This is a genomic window from Gilvibacter sediminis, assembly GCF_028561565.1.
Classification (GTDB): Bacteria; Bacteroidota; Bacteroidia; order Flavobacteriales; family Flavobacteriaceae; genus Gilvibacter; species Gilvibacter sediminis.
Genome location: NZ_JAQQTE010000001.1, coordinates 909,640 through 924,694 on the forward strand (window position 1 = coordinate 909,640; position 15,055 = coordinate 924,694).

The following is a 15,055-nucleotide window of genomic DNA, read 5'->3' on the forward strand; positions in this document are numbered from 1 at the left end:
TTACTCAACGTTCAGAATACAAATCAGTCCACAGAATCAGGCAATGAGCAGTTATCATTTTAATGCTATTGAGAAAAAATGGCAAGACTATTGGGCCACCGAGCAGTCCTTTAAGGCTTCTAACAATTCAGAAGATCCCAAATACTATGTTTTGGATATGTTCCCTTACCCTTCTGGGGCGGGACTTCACGTAGGACACCCGCTGGGCTATATTGCTAGTGATATCTACTCGCGTTATAAAAGACACCAAGGATTCAATGTCTTGCATCCTCAAGGGTATGATTCCTTCGGATTGCCTGCAGAGCAGTACGCCATACAGACGGGGCAGCATCCTGCCATAACTACCAAAGACAATATTGCGCGATACCGTGAACAATTGGACAAAATGGGCTTCTCTTTTGATTGGTCCCGAGAGGTGCGTACTTCAGATCCGGAGTACTACCGTTGGACCCAATGGATCTTCCAACAGTTGTATGAAAGCTGGTATTGTGAGGCCCATGAGCAAGCCTATGGCATTGCAGAATTGGTGAAAGTATTTGAAGAAGAAGGTAATATAGGTATTAACGCCCGTTGTGATAGTGAAGTGGTGCCTTTTACCGCCGAGACTTGGAACAATTATAGCGACGAACGCAAACAAAAGGTGCTTTTGCAGTACCGTTTGGCCTATTTGGCAGAGACCGAAGTGAACTGGTGTCCTGGTTTAGGAACCGTTTTGGCCAATGATGAGATCGTTAACGGAGTAAGTGAGCGCGGTGGATTCCCGGTGATCCGTAAAAAGATGCTCCAATGGAGTATGCGAATCTCTGCCTATGCAGAACGCTTGCTGCAAGGATTGGAGGCCATTGATTGGACGGATTCTCTAAAAGAGTCACAACGCAATTGGATCGGTAAATCGGTTGGAGCTTCTGTGATCTTTAAAGTGATCTCTGAGGATGTGAATATTGCCGATGCGCCAATCGAGGTATTTACTACCCGTCCTGATACCATTTTTGGAGCCACCTTTATCACCTTGGCTCCAGAGCATGATCTGGTTGGAAAGATCACCACCCATCAGCAGCGCAAAGCTGTTGCAGAATATATAGAGGCTACTGCCAAGCGCTCTGAGCGCGACCGTATGGCCGATGTAAAAAATATTACTGGTGTATTCACGGGAGCTTATGCCAAGCATCCATTGACTGAGGAGCCAGTACCGATCTGGATTGGAGATTACGTTCTCGCAGGTTACGGGACTGGAGCGGTTATGGCCGTTCCTTGTGGAGACCAGCGCGATTGGGACTTTGCCCGTCATTTTGATATCCCAATCACCAATATCTTTGAAGGTGTTGATATTTCAGAAGAAGCACACACGGACAAAGAAGGTACCGTGATCGCCAATAGCGACTTTGTAAGTGGTATGCCTTATAAAGAAGCTTTTAATGCGGTTATAGAAAAATTAGAAGCTTTGGGCAGCGGGAAACGCAAGGTGAATTACCGTCTGCGCGATGCTGTTTTCTCTAGACAGCGTTATTGGGGAGAACCTTTCCCGGTCTACTATGTAAAAGGATTGCCACAAATGATCCCGAGCGAGCATTTACCGCTTGTTTTACCAGAGGTTGAAAAATATTTACCCACAGAAGATGGAGACCCGCCATTAGGCCGTGCCGATATCTGGGCTTGGGATACTGAAAACAATACCGTAGTTCCAAATGACAAGGTCGATCATATGACGGTCTTTCCTTTGGAATTGAATACCATGCCGGGTTGGGCAGGAAGTAGCTGGTACTTCTTCCGTTATATGGATGCTCAAAATTCAGGAGCCTTTGCAAGTGAAGAAGCACTTGACTATTGGCAAAACGTGGACCTCTACATTGGAGGGAGCGAGCATGCTACAGGTCACTTGCTCTACAGTCGTTTTTGGGTGAAATTCCTGTATGACCGCGGTTTCATTAAAGTAGATGAGCCTTTTAAAAAGCTGATCAATCAAGGAATGATCTTAGGGACCAGTGCTTTGGTTTATCGTAAGAAAGGAACGAACACTTATCTGTCTGCAGGTTTAACCAAAGAGGCCGATACAGATGCCTTGCGCGTTGATGTGAATCTGGTCAATGCTTCAGACGAATTGGACGTGGAGGCTTTAAAGAAATGGCAGCCGCAGTTCCAAGACGCCGAATTTGAGTTAGAAAACGGTAAATATGTAGTTGGACGTGAGGTAGAGAAGATGTCCAAGCGTTGGTTTAACGTAGTCAACCCAGACGATATCTGCGAGCAATACGGAGCCGATACCTTGCGTATGTATGAAATGTTCTTAGGGCCGTTGGAGCAAGCCAAACCCTGGAACACTGCTGGAATCACTGGAGTCCACAGTTTCTTGAAAAAGCTCTGGAAGCTCTACCACTCTGGACCAGAAGGCAGTTTCAATGCTACAGATGCAGAACCGACTGCGGAGCAACTTAAGACCTTGCATAAAACCATCAAAAAGGTAACAGAGGACATTGAGGCCTTTAGCTTTAATACCTCGGTTTCTACCTTTATGATTGCCGTGAATGAGCTTACCGCTTCTAAATGCAACAGCCGTGCAATTTTGGAACCTTTAGCTGTATTGATTTCGCCTTATGCGCCGCATATTGCAGAGGAACTTTGGGAGAAATTGGGTCACGAAGGCGGTGTCTCTAAAGTGAAGTATCCAGAGTTCAAGCCAGAGTATTTGGTGGAGAGCACCAAGGCTTATCCTATTTCCTTTAACGGAAAGATGCGTTTTACTATGGAGTTGCCAATGGATATGGACAAGGCGGAGATAGAAGCTACAGTATTGGCCGATGAAAAAACACAACAGTATCTAGAAGGCCGCACACCAAAACGTGTGATCGTGGTACCCGGAAAGATCGTAAACATTGTGGGATAATGAGAATCTTGTTTGTTTTTCTGCTCATGAGCGCTGCGGTCTTTGGACAAGACGAGCCGGCCGATTCGGTGGTATTTCCAGACGACTTTTTTGGGCGATACACGGGAAAGCTGACCATAGATAACGGCAACAATGTTCAGGAGATCGACATGAGTTTTGAGCTTTCTGCTACAGATCAAGAAGGCGTATACAATTATGTATTGGGTTATCAAGGGCAACCGCCAAGACAGTATTTGCTAAAAACAGTGAATGCGGAGAAGGGCTTGTATCAAGTGGATGAACAGAATGACATCATCTTGGATGCTCGACTTAACGATTGGACCCTGACAAGCATCTTTGAAGTACAGGGCAATTTGATCACTACACGAGAAGAGTTCTTTACCGATGGACGAATGATCTTCGAGATCACTATGGTTCAAACAGCTGCTCCGGTTTTGACTGGAGGAACGTCAGACGAAATCCCAGAAGTGAAGAGCTATCCCATCCGTGTGGTGCAAAAAGCATTTCTGACGCGTCGCGACTAAAAATCTGACAAAATTTCCCCTTTTTTATTTGGCAGACATTTTGTGGTCTCTTTGTATATTTAATTAGTTAAAAAAGACAACAGATGTTTGGATACTATATATTGGGTGGAATCATCTTCTTGGTGAGTGCCTATGTGAGCAACACCCTCAAAAGCAAGTTCAAGAAATACTCAAAGGTCCGTTTGCAAAATGGTATGAGTGGAGCGGAGATCGCTCAAAAAATGCTCGATGACCACGGCATTCGTGATGTGCAAGTTATTTCTACCCCTGGAATGCTTACGGATCATTATAATCCAATGAAGAAAACGGTTAACCTCAGTGAAGGAGTGTATAATCAGCGTAACGCTGCAGCTGCGGCAGTGGCAGCCCATGAAGTGGGTCACGCCGTGCAACACGCCACTGCCTATTCTTGGCTAACCATGCGTTCTAAGATTGTACCCGCGGTTGGCATTGCGAGTAAGCTTTCCAATATTGTGATCATTGCAGGAATTGTTTTGGCGTCCATGGGGAATGCATTAGGAACGCCTGTTTTTGGAATTGGGATTGGCCTTTTTGCGGTAACTACACTTTTCGCCTTTATCACTTTACCTGTTGAGTTTGACGCTTCAAACCGTGCTTTGGCTTGGTTGGAGCGTGAAAACATGGTAACCCAACAAGAATACGCAGGTTCTAAAGACGCTTTGAAATGGGCTGCTCGTACCTATGTGGTAGCGGCACTAGGATCATTAGCGACCTTGGTATACTTTATTATGATGTTTATGGGAAGCAGAGACTAACCGATGATATTGTCTGGGTTGTATCCTAGATAATCGGCAAAGTTCTCCTTAAAGATGATCCCGTAATCCTCCAGTTCTTTAAGAATGGGTTCATAGACTTCCTTTGCGATAGGAATTTGAACTCCTGGAGTAGTGATCTCACCATTTAAGATCTTTAAAGCGGCTATGGCTACCGGCAGTCCCACTGTTTTGGCCATGGCCGTTTCTACAGTATCTTCTCCAATAATGACCATATTGGAATCGATCTGTTTGCGTTTGCCATTGAGTTCGTAACCAAACTTATGGTACATCACAATCATGTCCTTGTCATTTTCATCCAAGGTCCATTTGTCCATTAATATCTTTTGAAGCGCCTGCGCAGGAGTAGCGTTTTCAATGCCGATTGTCTTTTTGTTGTTGAACAGATCCAGTTCCATGAGTTTGTCCCACATCACATCGTCTTGATCAATTTTCAAATTGTGACGCATTTTGAGCTCCACGGAATCAGTGGGCGAATAGGGTAGAAAACAATTCACAAATTCCCGATAGGTCATATCTTCCGTGTTTTGCAACTGATAACTATCGTCTGTCATTCCAAGCTGCACAAACATATTCCAAGCGCGTGAGTACCCCACACGTCTTATGGTTCCACGGTAAAGCGTTAAAACATCTTCCAAACCATAGGCCTCACGATACTTCAGTGAATTTCGGTTCGCGTAGGCTTCAAATCGCCCATAACCTTCAATGTCCAAGAATTCAGTCCTTCTAAACAATCGGTGGTAAGGAATGTATTTATAGGTGCCTTCTTGAATGAACTCCGCAGCGCCTCCCTGACCTGCTACAACTACGTTACGTGGATTCCAGGTGAACTTATAATGCCAAAGGTTGTTGTCGCTTTCTGGGGCGATCAAACCACCAGTAAAGGATTCAAACAAAAGCATCTTCCCACCGCCATCTCTAATGCGGTCAATGACCTGCATGGCACTCATGTGATCAATCCCAGGGTCCAATCCAATCTCATTCATAAAGACCAAACCTTTGGATTTTACCTTGGTGTCTAAACTCAACATTTCATCACTCACATAAGATGCAGTAACCATATGTTTGCCAAATTCTAGGCAGTCTTTAGCCACCTCAATATGAAAGCGTGCAGGCAACATGGAAATCACAAGATCTGCACTCTCAACGGCTGCTCTTCGGTCTTCTTCATTAAAAACATCGAGCAAGATTGCACGTGCATTAGGATGCCCTTCGGTAAACTTTTGAGCTGCTTGTATAGACTGATCGCCTATAGTAATGCTTAAATTTTCTGAGGCTGATTTGTCCAGCAAATAGTTGATCAAACTGCTGGCAGAACGACCAGCTCCAATAATTAAAATTTCACGCATGGCGGCTTAATTTTGTACCTTCGTAGTGGTGCGAAAATACAAATTGTACCTCTTAGCTCATGCGCATTGAACACAAAAATTTCGCTCTCGCGGGAATAATCTTCACCGCCCTTTCTATTGTTTTAGGCGCCTTTGGGGCTCACGCTCTTGAGGCTGTGCTATCTACCGATAAACTCGCGAACTTTGAGGTTGGTGTGCGCTATCAGGTCTATCAAGGCTTAGCCATGCTTTGGCTTTCGTTGGTCAGTTTAAAGAGTCAAAAAGCGCAAAAGCAGGTTTATTGGCTCTGGGTCATCGGTGTTGTTTTCTTTTCAGGGTCCCTGTATATCTTGGCTATGAATGAGTATTGGGATTTTAAGCCCGGCCCCTTGGTTTTTATTACGCCTTTAGGCGGTACCTTATTGATAATCGGCTGGCTGCGACTGCTGTTCGCGGTATGGCGTAAATCCTAAGTAAAAAGGCAGATTTCATGCCTTGTTTGCGCATTAATTTCTATTTTTGTAATCGAATTAGACATCTAATAAATTAAAAATAATGGTCGACAACACTCCTTCCACGAAAACGATTTCGTTAGACAACTACGGAATAAAGAACGCGAAGGTTAACTACCAACTAACGCCAGAACAATTACACGACATTACCATTGCCAAGGGCATGGGTCGCGAAGCCTATAACGGCGCACTTGCGGTAAATACAGGAGAATTCACAGGACGGTCCCCCATGGACCGTTTTATCGTTAAGGACGATATTACCCGCGATAAGATCTGGTGGGGTCCTATCAATATTCCTTTTGATTCCGATAAGTTTGATGCGCTCTACGATAAGCTTGCAGCCTATTTGAGCGACAAGGAGATCTATGTGCGTGATTGTTACGCTTGTGCAGATCCCAACTACCGAACAGACATCCGTGTGATCAATGAATATCCTTGGTCCAATATGTTTGTATACAATATGTTTTTGCGTCCAGAAGCTAATGAGCTAGAAGGCTTTACTCCAGAATGGACTGTGATCAATGCGCCTGGATTCATGGCAGAAGCAGAACTAGACGGAACGCGTCAGCATAACTTCGCCATTTTGAACTTTACCAGAAAGACTGCCATTGTAGGGGGTACTGCTTATACTGGAGAGATCAAAAAAGGAATTTTTAGCTCTTTGAACTTTACATTGCCTGTATTTGAGAACACCTTGCCAATGCACTGTTCTGCAAACGTGGGGAAAGAAGGAGATACCTCTATTTTCTTCGGACTTTCGGGTACCGGTAAAACTACGCTTTCTGCAGATCCGAATAGAAAACTTATCGGAGACGACGAGCACGGCTGGACAGCAGAGAACACGATCTTCAACTTTGAGGGTGGATGTTACGCTAAGGTGATCAATATGTCTCGTGAAAGCGAGCCAGAGATCTATGATGCGATCAAAAAAGGAGCGATCCTTGAGAACGTGATTATGGACGATGAAGGAGTTGTGGATTACACAGACTCTTCAATCACACAGAACACGCGTGTAAGCTATCCGATCTATCATATTGAAAATATTCAGGTTCCTTCCATCGGAAAGAATCCTAAAAACATCTTCTTTTTAACGGCCGATGCTTTTGGTGTGCTGCCTCCAATTTCAAAACTGACTCCAGGTCAAGCCGCATACCACTTTATTAGTGGATACACCGCTAAGGTTGCTGGAACGGAAGCGGGGATTGATGAACCAGTACCGAGTTTCTCAGCTTGTTTTGGGGCGCCATTTATGCCATTGCACCCAACCAAGTACGCAGAAATGCTGAGCAAGAAGATGCAAGAAGCAGGAGTGAATGTTTGGCTGGTCAATACGGGATGGACCGGAGGACCTTATGGTGTTGGTAAGCGCATGAAGCTTAAATACACTCGTGCAATGATCACCGCGGCTATGGACGGAAGTCTAGAAGCCGCCAATAAGGACAACTACCACATCCACTCGGTATTTGGAGTGCATCAGCCTAGAACCTGTCCAAATGTTCCTGATGAGGTATTGAGCCCTCGTAAGACTTGGAACAACGATGAAGGGTATTACAAAACAGCAGCTAAACTGACCACAAGCTTTAGAGAGAACTTTAAGCAGTTTGAAGATATGGCGAGTGAAGAAATTCTAGCTGGAGGTCCTTTGAAATAATGAAGGACTACGATAAAACAAAAAAGCTCCGCAATGGCGGAGCTTTTTTTATTTCTTTTTGTTGACTTCGGCGATGTACTTTTCAAGCGCCATGGTCATGGAAGGCGTTTCTGGAGTCGGGGCTTGGATGTTGATGTCCAATCCGCGTTCTGAAGCCGCTTTCACTGTGGTATTACCAAATACAGCAATACGTGTATCGTTTTGTTCAAAGTCTGGGAAGTTCTCAAATAGTGACTTAATCCCACTCGGACTAAAGAACACTAAAATGTCGTAGTATACATTGCGCAGGTCTGACAGATCACTCACTACCGTTTTGTAAAAAGTAGCTTGCTTCCAGGTCACACCAAGATCGTTAAGCAAAGCAGGAACCGTTGGCTTCAACATATCTGAAGAAGGCAATAGGAAAGATTCGTTCTTGTACTTTTTGATCAACGGAGTTAATTCTGCGAAAGTTCGTTTACCAACATAGATCTTACGCTTGCGGTAAACAACATATTTTTGAAGGTAGTAGGCAACGGCCTCAGACTGGCAGAAGTATTTCAAAGTGTCGGGCACTTTAAAACGCATTTCCTCGGCAATTCTAAAGAAATGGTCTACAGCATTACGGCTCGTCAATATAATTGCAGTATAACTGGCAAGATCTACCTTTTGGGAACGTACATCTTTAGCAGATACACCTTCCACGTGGATAAAAGGTCTAAAGTCTATTTTAACCTTGTGCTTATCAACCAAGTTGAAGTATGGAGAATTCTCCACTTTAGGCTCTGGTTGAGACACCAAAATTGTTTTCACTTTCATATCCCCGTTTTTTTCTTTTTCGTCCCTTTAATTCAGCGCTTTAAACAGCAGAATAAAGGGTGAAATTTCAAGTGCGCAAAGATATAAAATAAAATAGAAGAAATTGCGAAAAATGAGGTTTTCGTTGTTTTTGTAGCTGTAAATCAGTCCCATGAGGTAACCGAGGCCAGCAAGCCCTGCAGCGACATACAGAACCCAAGTATTTCTAAGGGGTCCAAAATAGTACAATACGCTAGCCAATAACAGGCCAAGTCCAATCAGGTTGAGGAAATTCAATTTTTCAAAGACATAGGCCTGAACCAAATTTTCCAATTTAAAAACGATCCCGATCAAACGAGTCAAAATCATTTTAATGCTAAAAAAAGCGAAGATCCCTGCGGTCATTTGCAAAAACAGGGCAATTCCTAGAGATTTTTGCGGTTGCGTACCGGCGCTTATCAATGCCGCAAACAAGCCGGCGCCAATCAAACCCACAAAGAATAATAAGATGCTAAATGGGTTTGCCGTATTCTGATGTTTACCCGAGAGTATAAAATAGCGATTGGTATAGGGAAGTTGCAAAAAGCTCCTAAAGCTTTCGCGATAATTATAAGCCGCCACGGACATCACGACCAAACAGCCTACAACCAGGCTGATGATCCAAGTGTCGGAATTGATTTCGCGTAGATTGAGCTGGCTTATTTCCACGAGTTAAAGGTAGGTTAAATGCGGCTTTTTTAGGACTCATCAATTACAAAAATCTTCACATTTCTTTAGTCGAAAACAACTACATTTGCCTCAAAACAGGCATGTCAGACGGACTTGTAGTCATACCCACCTATAATGAGGCCGAGAATATCTCGCGCCTGCTGCGCAATGTGTTCTCGCTGCAACGAGCGCTAGATGTGTTGGTGGTAGATGACAATTCTCCAGACGGTACCGCTCAAATCGTAAAGGATCTTCAAAAAGAGTACGAGGGTCGTTTGTTCTTGGAGCAGCGCGAAGGCAAGCAAGGTTTGGGTACAGCCTATATCCACGGTTTTAAATGGGCATTGTCTCATGATTACGCGTATATTTTTGAGATGGATGCCGATTTCTCCCACAATCCCAACGACCTATTGCGCCTGTACAACGCCTGTGCGAAGCAGGGTGCTGATCTGGCTGTCGGATCTCGTTATAAAACGGGAGTAAATGTGGTCAATTGGCCTATGAGTCGGGTGCTTTTGAGCTGGATCGCCTCTAAATACGTACGATTCATAACCCGAATGAATGTTTGTGATACCACTGCAGGCTTTGTGTGCTACAAGCGCGAAGTCTTGGAAGCAATTCAATTGGATAAAATACGCTTTGTGGGCTATGCGTTTCAGATTGAAATGAAGTACAAAGCTTACTTATTAAATTTTAAAATCACAGAGGTTCCCGTTATCTTTACCGACCGAACTCAGGGGGAGTCTAAGATGAGTAAGGGAATTATTTCTGAAGCCATATTTGGCGTGATAGGGATGCGGCTCAAACGCCTATTTGGACGTTTAGAACTCTAGTCGCTCCTCAATAATACCAAACAATGAGAGATATACTGATAAAGAACGCCCAGATTGTCAACGAGGGGCAGGTAACCAAAGGCGACGTACTTATACAAGGAGAACGCATTGCTGAAGTTGCTGATAGTATAAGTGTAAAATCTGCAGATACTAAAGTGATTGATGCTGACGGTTCTTTCTTAATTCCTGGGATGATAGATGATCAGGTGCATTTTAGAGAGCCTGGACTTACGCATAAAGCAGATATTGAGAGTGAATCCAAAGCCGCTGTTGCTGGAGGGATCACCACTTTTATAGAACAACCTAATACCATTCCGCAGGCAACCACTATTAAGTTATTGGAAGAGAAATTCAGCCGAGCCGCTGAGGTTTCTTGGGCCAACTACTCCTTTATGTTTGGTGGTACCAATGACAATTTGGAAGAATTGAAGCAGGTAGATCCGCAGAAGGTTGCAGGAATCAAACTCTTTTTAGGTTCTTCTACAGGAAATATGTTGGTAGATGACCCTGAGGTTTTAGAGGCTATCTTTTCGAGTACTGATCTTAGAATTTCCTTGCACTGTGAAGACGAAGACACCATCAGAGAAAATCTAAGAAAGCATGTTGAGATCTACGGAGACGATATCCCCATGGAGCTCCACCCAAAGATCCGTAGCGAAGAAGCTTGTTATATCTCTTCGAGTCAGGCTGTGGCTTTGGCAAAGAAAACAGGAGCACGTATACACGTGTTTCATTTGTCTACAGCGAAAGAGACCAAACTCTTCAGCAATAAAAAGTCCTTAAAGGATAAGCAGATTACGGCAGAAGTGTGTGTACACCACTTGCACTTTACCGATGAAGACTACAAGACCAAAGGTTCCAAAATCAAATGGAATCCAGCGGTGAAAACGGCTAAAGACAAAGAAGGACTTTGGAAGGCCCTACTCAATGACAAGATAGACGTGATCGCTACAGATCATGCGCCACATACTATAGAAGAAAAGGCCAATCCTTATACTTCTGCGCCTTCTGGTGGACCCTTAGTGCAACACGCCGTTGTAGCTCTTATGGAGTACGTGCACCAAGGCGTGATTTCTATTGAAAAGTTGGTGGAGAAAATGTGTCACAACCCTGCTATTCTCTTTGAGATCTCAGAGCGTGGGTATATTCGTGAGGGGTATAAGGCGGATTTGGTTTTGATCGATCCAAGCGCACCTTGGACGGTGAACAAGGACAATATCATGTACAAATGCGGTTGGTCTCCTTTTGAAGGAACCAGTTTCAAATCTCGAGTGACGCACACCTTTGTCAACGGTACCTTGGCTTATGAGAACTTCCACCTTTTGGAGAAACCCAAAGCAGAACGTTTGACCTTTGATCGTTAATGAAAAGAATCGGTTACATAGCATTGGCTTTAGTTTTGTGGCAGTGCCAGGATATCAAATATCCGGAGGCTCCAGATAACCTGATTGATCGGGCCACAATGATCGAGGTCTATACCGATGCTTATTTGGCCAATGCCTCTAAGAATTTCAACCGAACCGTCTTGCTAAGAGAACAAGTTGCTCTCACAGAATACGTCTACAAAAAGTATGGGATTGACAGTTTGCAATACGAACAAAGCAACGCCTACTACAGCGCAGACTTGGACAATTACAAAAAGATGTTTGAGCAGGTTCAGCTAAATATCAATGAACGATTTGCAGTGGTAGATTCCATAGTTACCCTGGAAGAGGAACGCAAGAAACGCGAGCGCGATTCCATGCGCGAGCTTAATAAACGTCGCAGAGACAGCTTAGGTTTAGGCGGTAAGGATACTTTGGATGTGGATTTGGACAAACCAGAGCATCCTGCAGATTCTATCACAAAACCCCAGGCTGCCAAACGCACGCTACAAGGAGAGATCACGCCACGATCTAAGGACGATTCTCAGCGTTAAACGCTGCGCAGATCCGATCTAAACTCTGCTCAATAGGCGTAAAAGTGAAGTCCAGTTCTGATTTGATCTTTTCATTTGAATAATTCGATACGGAATACAAGGATGGTATTAGGGCATAGGACAGCTTTTGCTCCGTGCCGAGTAATCGACTTTTAAGTCCGTCTAGAAATGCAAGAACGTACATCACAAATTTTGGAACGACACGTTTTGGAGGTTTTTTACCAAGTCGACTTCCGAGTAAACCAAAAAACTCTTTATACCTGAGATTTTCGGCTACAAGCAGGTACTTCTGTCCATTGGCCTTGGGATCATTCGCAACAAGAATGCTGGCCCGCACCACATCTTTAACATCAACAAAACCAGAACCTCCAGGGGTATAAAATGGGATTCCCTTTGCAGCGCGCTTTATTATGCTGCCACTGGCGGAATTCCAATGCCCTTCTCCTAAAATAACAGCTGGGAGCACCATACTTACTTGCAGTCCTTCTTGCCCACCTCGCCAAACTTCCATTTCGGCTCCGTATTTAGAAATGGCATAACCGCTTCCGGGTTGCTGCGGATTCCATTCGGTCTTTTCCGTGGTTGGGTGGTTCCCAAGGGGTGTGCCTAATGTGGCGACAGAACTAATATGACATAAGCTTTTAACACCTTCTGCTAGTGCCACGTTGACCAAGTTAGCGGTCCCCTCAATGTTTATTTTTCTGAGTGTTTTTCGCTGCCGCGGATCAAAACTGATGTAGGCTGCGCAGTGATAGATATGAGAAATCCCTTTGCAGGCTTTTTGCAGCGCGATCAGATCGAGTAGATCTGCTTGTACCCATTCTAGTTGGTGCTGTTGGGCTTTGGCTTTTGGGTTGTTTTCCAGTAATTCTAAAACCTGAGTTTTGCTAGCCTCTGTTCTAAAGAGGGCGCGTACTGACTCTTGCTGCTCTAATAATTGACACAGCAAGTGACTCCCAACCAAACCTGTAGCTCCTGTCACTAGAATCATATTGCGAATTTACTGCAATATGGTCGAATACCGCTAAAAATGCGGTTGTGACTTTCATATTGAAAAGTGGACGGCTATCTTTGCCCAAAATTTAACGCGATGCCGAGCAATTTTGTAGCAGAACTGCAATGGAGAGGGATGATTCACGACGTGATGCCCGATACAGAAGAACACCTTAATGAGGCCATGAGAGCGGCCTACGTAGGCTTTGATCCTACCGCAGATTCTCTGCATATTGGAAACTTGGTTCCCATTATGCTTTTGGCGCACTTTCAACGTGCTGGGCATAAGCCAGTAGCTTTGGTTGGAGGTGCAACGGGAATGATCGGTGATCCTTCGGGAAAATCGAGCGAGCGTAATCTATTAGACGAGGCTACGCTGCGTCACAATCAAGAATGTGTTCGTGCGCAATTGTCACACTTTTTAGATTTTGATTCTGGAGCTGAGAATCAGGCGGTGATGGTAAACAACTACGACTGGATGAAAGAATTTTCCTTTTTGGATTTCATCCGCGATGTAGGGAAGCACATCACCGTAAACTATATGATGGCCAAAGATTCTGTGAAGAATCGTCTCACGGGAGAAGGCGCGCAAGGAATGTCCTTTACTGAGTTTACCTATCAGCTCGTTCAAGGTTATGATTTTTTACACCTTTACCAGAACGAGGACTGCACTCTACAAATGGGCGGTAGTGATCAGTGGGGAAATATTACCACGGGAACGGAATTGATCCGCAGAATCGGCGGTGGAAAAGGTTTTGCTTTAACCTGTCCTTTGATCACCAAGAGTGATGGAAGCAAATTTGGAAAGAGTGAAGGCGGAAACGTTTGGTTGGATCCAAAGAGAACTTCTCCTTATAAATTTTACCAGTACTGGATCAACTCCGCAGACGAGGACGCAGAAAAATACATCAAGATCTTTACCTTCTTGGATCAGCAGACGGTAGAGTCTTTAATTGCTGAGCACAAAGAGCAGCCACATATGCGTTTGTTGCAAAAGCGTTTGGCAGAAGAGGTGACCACTACCGTTCACGGCAAAGAGGCCTTAGAGCAGGCCGTTGCAGCATCAAATATTCTATTTGGAAAATCTACGGCAGATAGTCTTCGCGCTTTGGATGAACAAACCTTCTTGGATGTGTTCTCTGGAGTGCCTCAGGCGGAACTTTCTCGTGCTAGCTTAGAAAGTGGAGTTGATATGATCGCGGCTTTGGTAGTGCATTCAGGTTTTCTAAAATCCAACGGCGAGGCGCGCCGCGCCCTTAAAGAAAATTCCATTTCTGTGAATAAGGAAAAGGTGAATGAATCTAAGACCCTAAACGCATCGGACTTAATAAACAACAAGTTCATACTGCTGCAACGCGGAAGACGAAATTATTTTGTTTTACACGTGAACTAAGTACTTCTTATAAATAATAAAGTCCTCAATATGAAATAAGGATGATAATCCGAATTGCAATAAGAAAAGCCCGCTCCTAACGAAGCGGGCTTTTTTCTAACCAACTAATTAACTAACCAAATTATGAAGATTAACTTTTTCTAATTCATAGTAAACGCGTCTTAGCAGCGCGATTTAAAAAGTTACTTTCTCATTCTTGAGTATTCAGTCGGATATAATTTTATTCCTTACAAAAAATTTGAAACCTCTGGAAACGGGACCATTGTACTGATCAAAACGGCAATGGAATTTTTCACGATAAGGGTAATGGATACCAGCAAACTGGCCACCATGGTTGCTACGGAGGCGTTGTTGTTTTTGATGGATTCGAACTCATTGATTCCTTTGGTTAAGGCAGAAAACAAGAGGAAAACAGCCCCATTGATTAAAACTGCAATGATAAAACCCACCGTCAAACTCAAGCCTGCATAGGTCAAAACCTGTCCGGTGCTCAGGCCTGGGTCTTGGACTACTGCCGTGCGAATTACGTTGGTTATTGAAGGAACCAACTCGCTCAGAATTAATCCGATGGAAATAAAGATCCCTGCGCAGAAAATGGCGAAGGCCTGGTTGGAAGCTTCTAAGACTTCATTGCGAAAGAAAAACAGTTTGAGCAGTTTAAAGCTCATAAAAAAGATACCTACAGAGAGGATCAGACCAATAACGATCTCTAAAACGGATAGATAAAACAAGTTGTCCATAAC

At 44.1% G+C, this 15,055-nt stretch carries 14 protein-coding genes; 9 read left to right on the top strand and 5 right to left on the bottom strand.

The window, feature by feature from the left end; genetic code table 11:
* Positions 1 to 43: 43 nt before the first annotated feature.
* From leuS to POW22_RS04145, 3 genes are all read left to right on the top strand, one after another.
* Positions 44 to 2,881 (top strand): leucine--tRNA ligase, encoded by a 2,838-nt coding sequence (gene leuS, locus POW22_RS04135; protein WP_272831358.1) that lies wholly within the window; start codon positions 44 to 46, stop codon positions 2,879 to 2,881.
* Entirely contained in the window at positions 2,881 to 3,405 is a 525-nt protein-coding gene (locus POW22_RS04140) for a hypothetical protein (RefSeq protein ID WP_272831359.1), read from the top strand. The genes leuS and POW22_RS04140 overlap by 1 nt, the downstream gene beginning before the upstream one ends.
* Positions 3,406 to 3,488: 83 nt before the next feature.
* Positions 3,489 to 4,181, top strand: a complete 693-nt coding sequence (locus tag POW22_RS04145) for a zinc metallopeptidase (RefSeq protein WP_272831360.1) — start codon at positions 3,489 to 3,491, stop codon at positions 4,179 to 4,181.
* Here the strand turns inward: POW22_RS04145 and POW22_RS04150 are convergent.
* Complete coding sequence (locus POW22_RS04150; protein WP_272831361.1) at positions 4,178 to 5,548, bottom strand: saccharopine dehydrogenase family protein; 1,371 nt, start codon at positions 5,546 to 5,548, stop codon at positions 4,178 to 4,180. The two genes, POW22_RS04145 and POW22_RS04150, sit on opposite strands and share 4 nt — an antisense overlap.
* A 59-nt stretch (positions 5,549 to 5,607) precedes the next feature.
* On the opposite strand from POW22_RS04150, the gene POW22_RS04155 reads away from it, so the two are divergent.
* Together POW22_RS04155 and pckA are read left to right on the top strand one after the other, a co-directional pair.
* Positions 5,608 to 6,000 carry a DUF423 domain-containing protein gene (locus POW22_RS04155; protein WP_272831362.1) on the top strand — a complete coding sequence of 131 codons (393 nt, stop codon included), beginning with the start codon at positions 5,608 to 5,610 and terminating at the stop codon, positions 5,998 to 6,000.
* 82 nt (positions 6,001 to 6,082) lie between these two features.
* Entirely contained in the window at positions 6,083 to 7,690 is a 1,608-nt protein-coding gene (gene pckA, locus POW22_RS04160; protein ID WP_272831363.1) for a phosphoenolpyruvate carboxykinase (ATP), read from the top strand.
* A 48-nt stretch (positions 7,691 to 7,738) separates the two neighbouring features.
* Here pckA and POW22_RS04165 read toward each other — a convergent pair whose 3' ends face one another.
* Positions 7,739 to 8,488, bottom strand: a complete 750-nt coding sequence (locus POW22_RS04165; protein ID WP_272831364.1) for a uroporphyrinogen-III synthase — start codon at positions 8,486 to 8,488, stop codon at positions 7,739 to 7,741.
* A 27-nt stretch (positions 8,489 to 8,515) separates the two neighbouring features.
* Complete coding sequence (locus POW22_RS04170) at positions 8,516 to 9,175, bottom strand: DUF4271 domain-containing protein (RefSeq protein WP_272831365.1); 660 nt, start codon at positions 9,173 to 9,175, stop codon at positions 8,516 to 8,518.
* A gap of 101 nt (positions 9,176 to 9,276) precedes the next feature.
* On the opposite strand from POW22_RS04170, the gene POW22_RS04175 reads away from it, so the two are divergent.
* Genes POW22_RS04175 through POW22_RS04185 form a run of 3 tightly spaced genes read left to right on the top strand, consistent with a single transcriptional unit; the run spans position 9,277 to position 11,926 of the window.
* Positions 9,277 to 10,008, top strand: coding sequence for a polyprenol monophosphomannose synthase (locus POW22_RS04175; RefSeq protein ID WP_272831366.1), 732 nt, complete (start codon positions 9,277 to 9,279; stop codon positions 10,006 to 10,008).
* Positions 10,009 to 10,031: 23 nt separating this feature from the next.
* Positions 10,032 to 11,372: a dihydroorotase gene (locus POW22_RS04180; protein WP_272831367.1), complete on the top strand. Its 1,341-nt coding sequence runs from the start codon at positions 10,032 to 10,034 to the stop codon at positions 11,370 to 11,372.
* Positions 11,372 to 11,926: a DUF4296 domain-containing protein gene (locus POW22_RS04185; RefSeq protein WP_272831368.1), complete on the top strand. Its 555-nt coding sequence runs from the start codon at positions 11,372 to 11,374 to the stop codon at positions 11,924 to 11,926. Before POW22_RS04180 ends, POW22_RS04185 begins: the two co-directional genes overlap by 1 nt.
* Here the strand turns inward: POW22_RS04185 and POW22_RS04190 are convergent.
* A complete protein-coding gene (locus tag POW22_RS04190; protein WP_272831369.1) occupies positions 11,904 to 12,917 on the bottom strand; it encodes an NAD-dependent epimerase/dehydratase family protein in 1,014 nt (337 codons plus the stop codon). The genes POW22_RS04185 and POW22_RS04190 overlap by 23 nt on opposite strands.
* Positions 12,918 to 13,016: 99 nt before the next feature.
* Here POW22_RS04190 and tyrS point away from each other — a divergent pair, with 99 nt between their 5' ends.
* A complete protein-coding gene (gene tyrS / locus POW22_RS04195) occupies positions 13,017 to 14,312 on the top strand; it encodes a tyrosine--tRNA ligase (protein ID WP_272831370.1) in 1,296 nt (431 codons plus the stop codon).
* 227 nt (positions 14,313 to 14,539) lie between these two features.
* Here the strand turns inward: tyrS and POW22_RS04200 are convergent, their stop codons facing one another.
* On the bottom strand, positions 14,540 to 15,052 hold the full coding sequence (locus tag POW22_RS04200; RefSeq protein WP_272831371.1) for a DUF350 domain-containing protein: 513 nt from the start codon (positions 15,050 to 15,052) through the stop codon (positions 14,540 to 14,542).
* Positions 15,053 to 15,055 lie beyond the last annotated feature (3 nt).

Bases quoted from the DNA above. Each gene is read 5' to 3' on its own strand.
- leuS (WP_272831358.1), top strand. From the start codon at position 44: ATGAGCAGTTATCATTTTAATGCTATTGAGAAAAAATGGCAAGACTAT.
- POW22_RS04140 (WP_272831359.1), top strand. From the start codon at position 2,881: ATGAGAATCTTGTTTGTTTTTCTGCTCATGAGCGCTGCGGTCTTTGGA.
- POW22_RS04145 (WP_272831360.1), top strand. From the start codon at position 3,489: ATGTTTGGATACTATATATTGGGTGGAATCATCTTCTTGGTGAGTGCC.
- POW22_RS04150 (WP_272831361.1), bottom strand. From the start codon at position 5,548: ATGCGTGAAATTTTAATTATTGGAGCTGGTCGTTCTGCCAGCAGTTTG.
- POW22_RS04155 (WP_272831362.1), top strand. From the start codon at position 5,608: ATGCGCATTGAACACAAAAATTTCGCTCTCGCGGGAATAATCTTCACC.
- pckA (WP_272831363.1), top strand. From the start codon at position 6,083: ATGGTCGACAACACTCCTTCCACGAAAACGATTTCGTTAGACAACTAC.
- POW22_RS04165 (WP_272831364.1), bottom strand. From the start codon at position 8,488: ATGAAAGTGAAAACAATTTTGGTGTCTCAACCAGAGCCTAAAGTGGAG.
- POW22_RS04175 (WP_272831366.1), top strand. From the start codon at position 9,277: ATGTCAGACGGACTTGTAGTCATACCCACCTATAATGAGGCCGAGAAT.
- POW22_RS04180 (WP_272831367.1), top strand. From the start codon at position 10,032: ATGAGAGATATACTGATAAAGAACGCCCAGATTGTCAACGAGGGGCAG.
- POW22_RS04185 (WP_272831368.1), top strand. From the start codon at position 11,372: ATGAAAAGAATCGGTTACATAGCATTGGCTTTAGTTTTGTGGCAGTGC.
- POW22_RS04190 (WP_272831369.1), bottom strand. From the start codon at position 12,917: ATGATTCTAGTGACAGGAGCTACAGGTTTGGTTGGGAGTCACTTGCTG.
- tyrS (WP_272831370.1), top strand. From the start codon at position 13,017: ATGCCGAGCAATTTTGTAGCAGAACTGCAATGGAGAGGGATGATTCAC.
- POW22_RS04200 (WP_272831371.1), bottom strand. From the start codon at position 15,052: ATGGACAACTTGTTTTATCTATCCGTTTTAGAGATCGTTATTGGTCTG.